The sequence below is a fragment of the Domibacillus iocasae genome, assembly GCF_001750285.1.
GTDB lineage: Bacteria > Bacillota > Bacilli > Bacillales > Domibacillaceae > Domibacillus > Domibacillus iocasae.
The window spans coordinates 97146-109702 of record NZ_MAMP01000025.1 but is presented as its reverse complement, the minus strand read 5'-3'; the positions used below and the strand labels follow the sequence as shown (position 1 = coordinate 109702).

Genomic DNA, 12557 nt, shown 5'->3' with positions numbered 1-12557 from the left:
ACGGACTTAGGTAATGCGCAGGCATTTAAAATTTTTCCAGATGAAGAGATTGAATAGACTTATCGGGATTTATATATTCATCCAGGCTGCATTCATCATATCCGGGAATTTGAATTCGCAAGTATTGCATTGGCTCACTATTTAAAGGAACCGTACAATCAAACCCCATTTTAGATCCAACTCCATCACGGGTGGACGGATCAAGCTTTGAACCCTGGGCTTCATGAATGACAACCAAATCTTTATCCGCCTGATAGCGGGTAGCGATCGCCCATTCAACCTCCTCCATATTGAAAATGTCCACATCTTCGTCTGTTACAACAACATGTTTAATATCGAAGCTGTTGGCAAGAGCGGCTAAAATCACATTTTTCGCTTCACCATCATTTCGCTTTTTTATTGAAACAATGGCATGGTAGCGGCAAGTGCCTCCGGGACTCATATGCACCGCTTTAACTGATGGAACCGTCTGCAGAATGCTTTGAAACAGACTTGCTTCACGGGGAATGCCCCCCAATAAAAGGTGCTCATATCCTGCTGCGACAATCGTATAAAAAATGGGGTTGTTCCGGTGATTGACCGCTGTAATCTCAATGACCTCTTTGTCAGTACGCGGTCCATAGTACTTCGGAAACTCGCCGAACGGTCCTTCTGGTTCACGGATATGCGGAAGGATCTTTCCTTCCAACACAATTTCTGCACATGCTGGCACATCAATATCAACGGTTTCACATCGAACCAATTCCAGCGGTTCATCGCGAAGCGCACTGGCGATTTCAAGTTCATCCACCCCAAATGGTGTGCTTGCTTGCGAAGCAAGAAGTGTCACTGGATCAACGCCAATTGCAATGGCACATTCAAGCGGCCTGCCTGCCTCTTCAGCCTGTTTGTATAAATGAAATGTATGACGAGGCAACAGTAAAACCCCGATCTTGTTTTTCCCGGAAATTTGAAGTCGATGAATCGAAACGTTCTGCTTACGGGTGACTGGATCACGAACAATAAATAATCCGGCGGTAATGTAATTGCCTGAGTCTTTGTCATGATGGACCGGAATGGGAAACATCTTCATCAAATCAATATCCTCTAAAATAATATTTTCCTTAACTGGTGCTTCCTGTTTCGTCAGCAGCCGGCAAGGAGCCGGTGCAGCCACAGCCTCGGAAAATTTCGAAATAACCCCATACTGATCCGTGCCCAATGCTTCTGCAAAATCTTCACGCGTCGAGCAAATGCCGGAAACAACCGGCACATCGTATTCTTCCACATTTGTAAAATAGGATGCTTTTTTTCCATCTAATTTTTTTGCCACCATAGCGACTTCATATTGCAAACTAACTTTCCGGTCAATGACTGCGAGACGATCTGTCTTCTGAAGATGCTCAAGCCACGTGCGAAATGTCCTTGCCTTCATCACAAAAATCCTCCCCCTTAAACAGCGGCCGTTGCACCTAATATATCTTTTAGTCTGCGCTCAAACATTTTCGTTACCCGCTCACGTCCCCGCACTTCAGGCGGCGTTGGATATTCCTTGCCATCGACAATAACCGGCTGATCGTAACGAACTAAAATGAGAGGAAGATACTCTTCGTATAGCGCGCGAATTCTTTTCGCGTGTTCAGGATTACGCGCATAAAGCTTAAGCATTCGAAGTCCAAACCCGACATGGCGCCCTTCGTCTTCTTTAATGCGGGCATAACCTTCGCCTAATCCCGGAAACAGCCCTTTACTTCCGTATACCGCTTCAAACACATCATATCCAGTCATCGCCTGAACGCCTTCAATAATTCCCTGGTAATGAGTAAGCCCTTCCACAAGTGCCGATTCACGTTCCTCCTCCGATTGTTCAAGAGCCGCCAGCATTGTTTTCACACGATCATCGAGTTTTTGCTGCACCATATTTTTTACCGAAGGAATTCGCTCTCGTCCAATGACTTCTTTGAAATAGCGCATAAAAAATTCTGTATGTTTAAACTCTTCGAGCAGCTGCGTACTAAGAAATGCTTGCTGCTCTGTAGAAGAGCCCAACATAATCCATGGACAAAACTTTAATGCGACATTTTCTTCAGCGTCGAGAAATCCGGTACAAAAATGAATCAGGTATCCTTTTAGGTCCTCGTCAAGCGCTTCAAAATCTTTTTTATCTTGACTAAGATCGATCGCAGCAGGATCCCATGTTCCAAAGCGAATTGCTTTACGATATAAATCCCAAGCTACTTCGTCAGTCGTCTTATCTACACTCGGCATTAATTCTTCATTCTTGCTTGTATTATTTTCCGTCATCACGATTCCCTCCTAATGGTTAAATGTGTATAATCGTCACACGACTTTTAATCTTATTAAAAAAGGTCCTTGAGCATATTTAAAATCTCCTCTTCTGATGCCTGCCTCGGATTAAATTTCCACATTCCGCTTTTAATAGAATCAGCTGCAATCGCCTTAAGCTGATCTTCTTCCACTCCTACTTGCTGCAATCTTTGCGGCAAACCTACATCGTTACGCAGTCGGGTTACATCTTCGATTAATTGGTCTATGCTTTTCCATTCTGGCATTGACAGGTCAACCTCACGAAAAACCCGGGCCATTTCCACATGCTTATCCAGCTGTGAGATCGAATTGTAACGTATCACCGCCGGCAGCAGAAGACCAATTGCGACACCGTGACTAACATGGGCATGTCCACTTAACGCACTCCCAATCGCATGCGTTAAGCCAAGATAAGACTGATTAAATGCCATCCCCGCCAGTAAGCTGGCTTCCGCCATTTTAACCCGCGCCTCTACATCCCCCCCATTGTAAACGGCACGACGAAGGTATTTATGCACCGTACGCATAGCTGAAAGGGCAAGAGCATCACTGGCAGGCTGAGATGCACGCGAAACAAATGTCTCAGCAGCATGTGCGTAAGCATCAAAGCCGGATGCAGCTGTAATTCTCGGAGGTGCAGTCATCGTCATTTTCGGGTCAACGATACTTATATCCGGCGCAAGAGCCGGGCTTGTTACCGTCACTTTTCGATTTTCTTCCCAATCTGAAAAAACAGCAAAAATGGTTACTTCACTTCCGGTACCCGACGTGGTAGGTATTGCAATAAGCGGGATGCTGGATGATTTTTTGACGAGATTCACCCCTGCATAATCTCGTATACTCCCTCCATTGTCGGCGATAACACGAACACCTTTTGCCGTATCGATCGGACTCCCGCCGCCAATCGCAATTAAAGCGTCTCCTTCCTCCTGCTGAAACACCCCGGCCACTTTGTCAACCGTTTCAACACTCGGGTCTGGTTCCACTTCATCATAAATAACATAGGCTGTCGCATTCTTTTCCAATATCTTTGTCACGTGTTCAACCAGACCGGAATTCAATACTCCTTTATCAGTTACAATAAAGGCACGATTAACGTTTGAAAGCTGCTGGTCAAGCTGCTCAATTTTATTTAAGCCAAAATGTATTTTTGTTGGAAGATGAAATTCAAATGAAGAATACATAATAACCTTCCTCCTTTCCTTTACTCCTCAATCTCAATGTTGATATGTTTTGTCTCGGTATATTCTAGTAATCCTTCGATGCCTCTTGTGCGCCCAATCCCGCTCTCTTTATAACCTCCAAATTCAGTTTGCGGGTAATTTTTGTTATACGTGTTGATCCAAACCGTTCCAGCTTGCACTCTTTTCGCTACACGCATCGCTCTGTTCACATCTTTTGTCCAGACTCCGGCAGCTAATCCAAAAATCGTCCCATTAGCAAGTTCGACTGCCTCTTCTTCATCCTTAAAAACTTGAACAACGAGGACAGGTCCAAAAATTTCTTCCTGTGCAATTTTTGATTCGATGGGAACCTGGTCAAAAATCGTCGGCTCAATAAAAAAGCCATTATCATACATTTCACCGGTCAGCCTATTTCCCCCGGTTACCAGCTTCGCATCCCGCCGGCCGATTTCACAATATTCCAAAATAGTATTAAGCTGGTCTTCTGAAATGACCGGCCCCATATCGGTCGATTCATCCATTCCATTGCCTACTTTCAATTTTTCAGCTTCTTTCCGCAGCTCTTCTACCACCTGTTCGTGTATGGATTCATGAATAAGTACTCTAGAACCCGCAAAACACATCTGCCCGGCCGTAATAAAGGCTGACTTTGCTACTGCTGGAATCGCTTTCTCTAAATTCGCGTCAGGAAATAAGATGTTTGGAGATTTCCCACCAAGTTCCAGAGCCAGCTTCTTCACCTTTTCTGCCGCTTTTTTCATTAAATTTTTTCCAGTACTTGTATCACCAGTAAAACTGATTGCATGAACATCCGGGTTTGTTGTCATTTCATCCCCGATCAATCTGCCGGGACCTGTTACAATATTGACGATTCCGGGCGGAAAATACTCGTTATCTTCTATCAGCTTCACAATAGCGGTGCTTACGATCGGTGTACGGCTTGCTGGTTTTAGCACGACTGCATTTCCAGCAGCTAGTGCAGGGGCAGCTTCCCGAATCATCAGCATCGCCGGCCAGTTCCATGGCGAAATAATGCCTACAACGCCGATGGGTTCTTTATCAATAATTCCGTATGAAGTGGCTGACAGGTTTATCGACCTTCCAAATACACTGCGTGCCATACCACCAAAGTATTTTAGAGTATCTATACAAGCGTTCAATTCGATCCGTGATTCTTTCAGCGGCTTTCCATTTTCAAGTGTAAGAATTTTGGCGATGTCTTCCTTGTTTTCTTCCAGCTTATAGGCCCATTGCATTAAAGCATCGGAACGCCGCGTTGAATTGGAACGCCAGTCGGATTTTTCAAAGGCTGTTTTTGCATGTCCAATAGCCAGTTTGATATCTTCCACACCTGATTTTTGGGATTCTCCTATTGTTTCAGAAGTAGCGGGATTAACAGATTCCATCGTATCTCCCGTTTTCGCTTCTTGCCATTCACCATTAATATAGTTTCCAGTAAGATTCATTTTTGTCACCATTTTTTTACCCTCCTGTTTATTTCAGATTCCCTTTTGTCTCAGGGACGATGAGTGCACCAATGAGATAAACTGCGAAAATGGCAATTGAAAAATACATAAGCGTGTGAGGTATGTTTTCAATTGTGCCGCTCGTCAATGTAACAAACGTTGGCATCATGCCGCCAATGGCAAATCCTATATTCCACGACAGCCCGGTACCTGTAGAGCGGATGGACGTTGGGAAACGCTCATTCAGAAAAATAAGCGCAGGCGCATATGCGGCATTACCAAGAAAGACAAGACCCATCGTGTTCATATAAATGGAAAGGGTTGTAACTGACTCTCCGAGAGCCAGGTAAAAGTATGGAAGCCCAATAATATTTAATGCTCCCACGAGAATAAAAGTTTTCTTTCTCCCGATTACTTCACTAAGATGGCCAAACAATAAAGCTGAAATGATCGTAACAATACTTGATGCAATCAATACACCAGAAACAACTTGCGGAGCAGCTTCATTTACTACTTTTAGGAACGTAGGAATAAAACCAGATGTCAGGTAATAAGCTGAACCGCCTCCTGCAATGATCATGACATTTATCAGCAATACACGCGGATAACTGGTGAAGAGCGTCTTGACAGGGGATTTCTGCACGACGACAGTCTCTTGGTCCGATTCTTTCTTTTCTTCACGCAATTGTGCCCATAGCGGGGACTCGCTAAGAGATCGAAAGACAAAAAGCCCTGCTACAGCACCAAAAATCCCTGTAAAAAACATGACACGCCAGCCCCATTCGTTAAAGGACTCACCGGGAAACAAAGCTGAAACAACAGCAAAGGTGATCGAAGCGAACAGAGCTCCTAAGCCAGCTCCTCCACCGCCAATAAGGCCGGACATTAAACCGCGATATTTAGGCGGGGCTGATTCTGTTCCGATTGTGTGTGTAGACGCCACAACGCCGCCGACAAAAACACCCTGGACAAGTCGCAAAATAAGGAAAATGACCGCGGCCATAAACCCGATTTGTGGCACCGTCGGCAACAGGCCAAAAGCGGCTGTACTCACTCCAACCCCTACGACAGAAACAATCATCGCTTTCTTTCTTCCATTTTTATCTGCATAAGAGCCAAATATGGCAGATCCGAGCGGCCTCATCAGAAGTGTCACGGCAAACGAAGCATATACTGCAGCGAGAGAAAGCGTCGGACTGCTTGTTGGAAAAAACAGCAAGCTAATGGTTGGCGCCACAAAAAGAAGAAGGAAAAGATCATAAAGATCAAACGACCACCCTAATAACGACGCAAGCATTGCAGATCGAAACTGCTTTTTTGTTACTCCCATAGTTCCTTGTTCAACAGGCTCTACATGAGTTATCGCATCATTTGACATTCGATTTCCCCCTATTGTTTATATTTTTATATTGATTTGCTTCAATGAAATAAAACAAAAGATGATTACTGAAAACCAGCTTTAAGAAACATATTTAACGAATCATTTATGAATGCTTTACCGCTTCATTTGCAGGAAGCCCTTCCCAGCGATCAAAGAGCTGCGCATCAATTCCAAATTGATCAAGCGCCTTTCCAACACTTTGATTGACAATATCATCGATAGAAGCTGGTTTATGATAAAAGCTGGGCACCGGCGGCAGGATCACAGCCCCCATTTCAGCGGCAGACTGCATAAGCCGTAAATGCCCCAAATGAAAAGGGGTTTCTCGAACCATTACTACCAACTTCCTTCTTTCCTTTAACGTGACATCAGCCGCTCTGCTGATTAAATTATCATTAAAGCTATTAGCAATGGACGACAGTGTTTTAATCGAACAAGGGGCTACGATCATTCCATCTACTCGGAAGGACCCACTTGCAATGCTTGCCCCGATGTCTTTCAAGTCATATAGGTACGTACATAAAGATTTAACTTGTTCCAGAGTGTAATCTGTTTCATATTCGATCGTTTTTTCCGCCGCAGTACTGATAGCTACGTGACTCTCAATTCCCAGCTTATTTAATGTTTCAAGACAACGGATTCCATAAATCGCTCCACTGGCACCTGATATACCGACCACAATTTTTTTCATTTCTACCTCCTTTTTTGAAAGCGTTATCAATTGTAAGTGGTTTTGCAAAATTTTAAGGAAGCAGCCTTCTTCCTCTACGCTTAGAACAACTGAATTTTGGCTGTTTTTACTCCTCCTCTCATGCCCGCAAACCTCAATGGCTGTCCTCACATTAGTTATTGCAAAATTCGTGCCAATTAAAAATTCCTTTTAAATTCAATCATTTCCGGTATATCACGTATTAAAATGGAACGACTGGCGTTACAGCTGGAACGCATGCAGTTCCAAAAAAATTTTTAAAAACAAATAGATCAGCTTCTATATATATTAAAAAACCTATAAAATTTTATTGGATAAATAATATTTTAAATATATACTTTTGCTTCGTATGGTATATTTCATTAATGATAGCGCTTACTTTTATGTCACTTTGTTTTTGTTTATTTCACTGATTTGGACATGAAAATTAATAAAGAAGGTGACGCGTTTATGAAATGGCTCGATCATGTAGAAAAAACAGTGCCTGTTATTCAGATAACCGAGCTTGTATGGAAAGCCGTTAACTGTATGAAATCAGCCAGTTTGAATGAACTCCCTGTTTTGTCTGGACAGACATTTTCAGGCATTCTTCACGCAAAGGATTTACTGAATAGCGATCCGAATAATAGCATTAAAGAGTACATCGACAAAGATTGCTGTACGATCAATGGCACAGAAGAACTTTACTTTCTGCCATTCTACAATCATCAGCTGCTTCCCGTTATAAATGACGGAATTTATCACGGCTGTATCAGTCGGAATACACTCCACAGGCTTTTTTATAATGAGTTAAGCCAGGTGATACTTTCCGGCGGTTCTTCCCGAGATGGATTGACTGCCCCCCAAAAAACGAACAACACAAAAAGAAGCAGCAAAGTCATTGGTCATAGCCAGAAAATGAAGGAAATATTTGACATCGTCCACTATGTGGCACCGTCAGACTCGACTGTGCTTTTATTAGGGGCATCCGGTGTTGGAAAAGAAGTCATTGCCAAAATGCTTCACGAAAACAGCTGCCGAAAAAAAGAATTGTTCATGAAAGTCAATTGTGGAGCAATTCCCCCTCACCTTTTGGAATCTGAATTATTCGGATATGAACAGGGCGCATTTACAGGTGCGAAAAGAGGCGGAAAACTAGGTATATTTGAAATGGCCAGCGGCGGCACCCTGTTCTTGGATGAAATTGGGGATCTGCCCTTAGATATGCAGGTAAAATTGCTGCGTGTCCTGCAAGAACAGGAAATTATGCGTGTAGGCGGGCTGCAAATTATTAATGTCAACGTACGTATTATCGCTGCCACCAACCGGAATTTAGAGAGAATGGTTGAAGAAGGAACATTCCGGACAGACCTTTATTATCGCTTAAATATAGTGCCTATTAAGATTCCTTTATTAAGAGAAAGAAAGGACGATATTCTTCCGCTGCTGAACTACTTTTTAATGGAGTTCAACGCGAAGTATAACTGTATGAAACGGTTCTCAAAACAAGCGGTTCAACAACTGATGTCATATCCTTTCCCAGGAAATGTTCGGGAATTATCAAACATCGTAGAGAGGCTTGTACTGACCTCACGAAGCGATGTAATCGAATCCTGCCAACTGCCCAAACAGGTACTTACTTATTTAAAAAGGGAAAGCGGACCGCCAGATCAGGAGAATAAATCAATGGATACCCTCGCCCTGCACTGGAACACGTTCGGGCAAGGAGACAACCTGTTTGACTATCTTGAAAAGGAAGCGCTGATTCGAACGCTGAAAAAGTACGGATCGGTTCGAAAAGCAGGAACAGCCATAGGTGTGCCTCATACGACCGTTTTTCAAAAAATGAAAAAGTACGGTGTTACCCTCAAGGCAATACGTTAGAATCGGCATATGTATCTAGTCTCCTGAAAATTTTTTCAATGTTCTTCATACTATTTAATTACAGGAGGAGCATACGGATGATCCCTGACTTAGAGTTATACCGAATGATTGTAGAAAATTTTCAAGACGGAATTTTAGTAATAGATAATAATGGCCGCATTATATTGGCCAATCAGGCTATGGTTAAATTAAGCAGCCTGCCTATAGAGGCTTATACGGGGAAAACAATGCAGGATATTGTTGAAAGAGGACTATTCCAAAAACCCTCGGTTACGTTAAAAGCATTAAAGGAAAAGCGGACCATCACTGATTTTCAACAGTACGAAAACGGTGTGGATGTTCTCGTTACAGCCATCCCGATGTTTGATGAAAATAAACAATTAGTACGGATGCTGTCTATCACACACGATATATCTGAATTGATTACGATGAAAAAGAAAGTAGAAGAGATTGAAAAGCTTTCAGCCAAATATTACACAGAACTCCTCACACTCCGCCAGCATCATGCTAAGCGGGGCATTATCACAGCAAATCGGAAAATGAAGGAAATTATTGAGCTGATTCATCATATCGGACAAACGGACTCAATTGTCCTTTTGCTCGGTGAATCCGGTGTAGGAAAGGATGTACTTGCCAGAGAAATTCATGAAACGAGCAGGCGTAAAGATTCCGGCGCCTTTATTAAAGTGAACTGCGGCGCGATCCCGAAGGACCTTCTGGAATCCGAATTTTTCGGCTATGATACTGGTGCTTTTACCGGTGCGAAAAAACAAGGAAAACCCGGTTTGTTTGAATTGGCAGATCAAGGAACCCTATTTTTGGATGAAATCGGTGAACTCCCTCTTCACCTTCAAGCAAAACTATTAAGAGTGCTTCAAGACCAGCAGTTTACCCGGGTAGGCGGTACAAAGCTGATACAGGTAGATGCAAGAATTATCACAGCTACTAATCGGGATTTAGAATCCATGGTGGTTCGAGGGGAGTTTCGTGAAGATCTTTATTATCGGTTGAATGTTATTCCGATTCATATCCCGCCATTGAGGAAGAGAAAAGATGATATTCCCTTATTAATAGGCCATTTCCTTCAACATTTTAATGAGGAATATACAAAAAACAAATCACTTTCCACAGCCGCTTCTGACATTCTTTATGACTATCACTGGCCGGGCAATATTAGAGAACTGTCTAATATTATTGAGCGGCTCGTTCTTACCATCAAAAACGATGTTATAGAACCTCAAGAACTCCCCGTTTCTAAGCAGCATTCGGATGTACGATTGTCTGAACTATTAAAAAATAAGCATAATGGGATAAATTTATTCGATTCGGTGGAAAAGAATTTGATCGAGAGTATAATCGAGCGTGAAGGAACCATCCGGAAAGCTGCGAAGATATTGGGTGTTTCACATACAACTTTAATCCGTAAAATGAAAAAGCACGATCTGAAAGTCAGTGAAATCTGTAAAATAAATAAGGTATTGAAAGGAAGTGAAGCCAGATGATTCAACCCGGCATGCCAGAAGATATAGTAAATCTGCTGAACGGGAAAGACTTAGAGACAAAGCAGACAGAAGCAATGATGCTGCTTTCAGTAGGTGAAGACATGTGGCCCCATACTGCCATGATTAGTGTCGGTGAAATCATCTCGCTTAATCATAAAGAAGTGAGGCTTGCGCTATGGCCCGGCACCGCCACAATATCTAATATTTTACGTACCGGCAAAGCAACACTCGTCGTTGTTTTAGCAGAACAAGTTCATTATTTACGTCTTTCACTTCAAAAATTGCCGTTAATTGAGCACGCAAAACATGTACGGGAACGGTTTTCCGGAACCATTCTTTTTGTTAAAACAGATAAAGCCAAATATGCTGACATCACATCCGGCATCAAAATTCAATTAAAGGATTCACATCATGTGATCCAGCGCTGGAATGAAGTTCTGGATGAATTAGTCAAGTAAGCTTATCGTATTGAAGAATGAAACAAACAAAAAAAACACCCGTTTATCGTTAATACGATTCTTAACTAAGATGATACGCGAGGTGTTTTTCTTTATTTTTTACCGGTTCTTTTTATTCTTTTAATGCCTGCGCAAGATTTCCGGTAATATCAAGCTTATTAAAGTCTAATCCAAGCTGAATCGATGTCATAGCCACCTCTGGGCGAATGCCGGACAGCGTTGTTTTTACACCAATCAATTTTAGCGCGTCAATGAGACGAAAAATCTGCAAGGCGACCATTGTATCAATAACAATTACACCGGACAGATCAATAAACAAGTGGTTAATGCCTTTTTCGGCACATTGCGAAATGGTTTTTTCAAGTAAATGCCGGGCACGCCCTGTATCCACTGCACCGATAATAGGCAAGAGCCCTTTTTTATTTTGCAGGGCAATAACAGGTGTACTTAATTCGTAGATGACTTCCTGCTGGCTTTTTAACTTTAATTGTGCGAATTTATGATTTTCTTCCATAAATTTGCGCATTACGTGTCCAAATGTTTTAATGAGCATCCGTTTCCAGCGGTTACTTTCCTCATATGTATATTTATGTTGATGCTTATGTAAAAATTGGTCAATGTAATCGAGATACTGCTCCTGAACATTTAGAAATTCCCCTAAAATAATATGAACCGGCGTGTTTAAATGCTCACTGTCAGTTGCCACTCCCATAATCCAGTCGATAAAATCTTCAAAAAAGGCTGTTTCTTCTTTTATATATACTTCACATAAATGTTCATGAAAGGAAAAATTTTGCTGCTTCAACTTTCGAATCACATCCGGATCGGTTGATGCATACACGCCCTCTGTCTCTGATTTATCCAGCGCAGCATACCATTCTTCCGTTAAATTTCTGGCCTTACTTAATAGAAATTGATGCAATTCTGGATTTCTATGCATTTATCTACCGCCTCAGCTTTCAAATTGGTCTTATCTTTTTATTTTATCTGAGGGGTTATGTCCTGTCGATTTTTACGTATAAAAAAGCTGCCCCAATATGCGGGACAGCTTTGAATAATTAAAATGTAAGAGCTGCTTCTTTCGCTGTATCAAGACCTGCTTGAACAATTTCAGCTGAACGATCTGGAAATTGATTGTGCCCTTCGATAACAATTGTCTGAACATCTTCCACGCCCCAGAACGCCAGAACCGCCTGCACATATTTTACAGACATTTCAAGCGCCTCCATTGGGCCTTCTGAATAAACGCCGCCGCGTGCATTTAACAATGTTACTTTTTTGTCTTTCAACAAGCCAACCGGGCCCTCAGGCGTGTAGCTGAATGTTTTTCCGGCTTGGTTTAAGTAGTCAAGGTATGTGTGAAGCGCTGCTGGAATCGTGAAGTTCCAAAGCGGGAAAGCAAAAACTACTTTGTCTGCTTCTAAAAATTGGTTCAAGTATTTTGTAACAAGGTCCGTTGCCGCTTTTTCATCTGCTGTCAACTCCATGCCACGTGCCAGCTTGAACATACCGTTAATTTTATCAGTATCATAGTACGGAAGGTTTTCTGCGAAAAGATCCAGTTCTGTAATGTTGTCTGATGGATTTTCGGCGCGATATGCTTCCAAGAATGCATTATATAATTGGACACTGACCGCTTGATCGGCAGGACGTGAGTTTGCTTTTACAAATAAAACGTTTGTCATTT

General features: G+C 42.3%; 11 protein-coding genes. 3 read left to right on the top strand and 8 right to left on the bottom strand.

Features of this window, described 5'->3' with window-relative positions:
- Positions 1-25: 25 nt before the first annotated feature.
- From BA724_RS17370 to BA724_RS17345, 6 genes are all read right to left on the bottom strand, one after another.
- On the bottom strand, positions 26-1414 hold the full coding sequence (locus BA724_RS17370) for a UbiD family decarboxylase (RefSeq protein WP_069939921.1): 1389 nt from the start codon (positions 1412-1414) through the stop codon (positions 26-28).
- Between the two features lie 17 nt (positions 1415-1431).
- Positions 1432-2283: a R2-like ligand-binding oxidase gene (locus BA724_RS17365; RefSeq protein ID WP_069939920.1), complete on the bottom strand. Its 852-nt coding sequence runs from the start codon at positions 2281-2283 to the stop codon at positions 1432-1434.
- Positions 2284-2339: 56 nt separating this feature from the next.
- Complete coding sequence (locus tag BA724_RS17360; RefSeq protein WP_069939919.1) at positions 2340-3491, bottom strand: iron-containing alcohol dehydrogenase; 1152 nt, start codon at positions 3489-3491, stop codon at positions 2340-2342.
- 20 nt (positions 3492-3511) lie between these two features.
- Entirely contained in the window at positions 3512-4969 is a 1458-nt protein-coding gene (locus BA724_RS17355; protein WP_141719974.1) for an aldehyde dehydrogenase family protein, read from the bottom strand.
- 16 nt (positions 4970-4985) lie between these two features.
- Positions 4986-6335, bottom strand: coding sequence for an MFS transporter (locus BA724_RS17350; RefSeq protein WP_083256288.1), 1350 nt, complete (start codon positions 6333-6335; stop codon positions 4986-4988).
- Positions 6336-6441: 106 nt separating this feature from the next.
- Entirely contained in the window at positions 6442-7029 is a 588-nt protein-coding gene (locus BA724_RS17345; RefSeq protein WP_069939918.1) for a UbiX family flavin prenyltransferase, read from the bottom strand.
- Between the two features lie 438 nt (positions 7030-7467).
- Between BA724_RS17345 and BA724_RS17340 the strand changes: the two genes are divergently transcribed.
- The 3 genes from BA724_RS17340 to BA724_RS17330 all read left to right on the top strand — a co-directional run bounded on the left by BA724_RS17340 (position 7468) and on the right by BA724_RS17330 (position 10870).
- The gene (locus BA724_RS17340) at positions 7468-8910 is read left to right on the top strand and encodes a sigma 54-interacting transcriptional regulator (RefSeq protein ID WP_083256287.1); all 1443 of its coding nucleotides are present in this window, start codon (positions 7468-7470) and stop codon (positions 8908-8910) included.
- Positions 8911-8987: 77 nt separating this feature from the next.
- Positions 8988-10412, top strand: coding sequence for a sigma-54 interaction domain-containing protein (locus tag BA724_RS17335; RefSeq protein ID WP_069939916.1), 1425 nt, complete (start codon positions 8988-8990; stop codon positions 10410-10412).
- Entirely contained in the window at positions 10409-10870 is a 462-nt protein-coding gene (locus BA724_RS17330; protein WP_069939915.1) for a hypothetical protein, read from the top strand. Before BA724_RS17335 ends, BA724_RS17330 begins: the two co-directional genes overlap by 4 nt.
- A gap of 112 nt (positions 10871-10982) precedes the next feature.
- On the opposite strand, the gene BA724_RS17325 is transcribed toward BA724_RS17330, so the two are convergent.
- Both BA724_RS17325 and BA724_RS17320 read right to left on the bottom strand, forming a co-directional pair.
- Complete coding sequence (locus BA724_RS17325; protein WP_069939914.1) at positions 10983-11810, bottom strand: STAS domain-containing protein; 828 nt, start codon at positions 11808-11810, stop codon at positions 10983-10985.
- Between the two features lie 118 nt (positions 11811-11928).
- Entirely contained in the window at positions 11929-12555 is a 627-nt protein-coding gene (locus BA724_RS17320; protein WP_069939913.1) for an FMN-dependent NADH-azoreductase, read from the bottom strand.
- Between the last annotated feature and the right edge of the window lie 2 nt (positions 12556-12557).

What these genes read in the sequence shown, in the direction of transcription:
- BA724_RS17330 (WP_069939915.1), top strand. Translation starts at nt 10,409, where the DNA reads ATGATTCAACCCGGCATGCCAGAAGATATAGTAAATCTGCTGAACGGG.
- BA724_RS17360 (WP_069939919.1), bottom strand. Translation starts at nt 3,491, where the DNA reads ATGTATTCTTCATTTGAATTTCATCTTCCAACAAAAATACATTTTGGC.
- BA724_RS17355 (WP_141719974.1), bottom strand. Translation starts at nt 4,969, where the DNA reads ATGGTGACAAAAATGAATCTTACTGGAAACTATATTAATGGTGAATGG.
- BA724_RS17370 (WP_069939921.1), bottom strand. Translation starts at nt 1,414, where the DNA reads ATGAAGGCAAGGACATTTCGCACGTGGCTTGAGCATCTTCAGAAGACA.
- BA724_RS17340 (WP_083256287.1), top strand. Translation starts at nt 7,468, where the DNA reads ATGAAAATTAATAAAGAAGGTGACGCGTTTATGAAATGGCTCGATCAT.
- BA724_RS17345 (WP_069939918.1), bottom strand. Translation starts at nt 7,029, where the DNA reads ATGAAAAAAATTGTGGTCGGTATATCAGGTGCCAGTGGAGCGATTTAT.
- BA724_RS17320 (WP_069939913.1), bottom strand. Translation starts at nt 12,555, where the DNA reads ATGACAAACGTTTTATTTGTAAAAGCAAACTCACGTCCTGCCGATCAA.
- BA724_RS17335 (WP_069939916.1), top strand. Translation starts at nt 8,988, where the DNA reads ATGATCCCTGACTTAGAGTTATACCGAATGATTGTAGAAAATTTTCAA.
- BA724_RS17325 (WP_069939914.1), bottom strand. Translation starts at nt 11,810, where the DNA reads ATGCATAGAAATCCAGAATTGCATCAATTTCTATTAAGTAAGGCCAGA.
- BA724_RS17350 (WP_083256288.1), bottom strand. Translation starts at nt 6,335, where the DNA reads ATGTCAAATGATGCGATAACTCATGTAGAGCCTGTTGAACAAGGAACT.
- BA724_RS17365 (WP_069939920.1), bottom strand. Translation starts at nt 2,283, where the DNA reads ATGACGGAAAATAATACAAGCAAGAATGAAGAATTAATGCCGAGTGTA.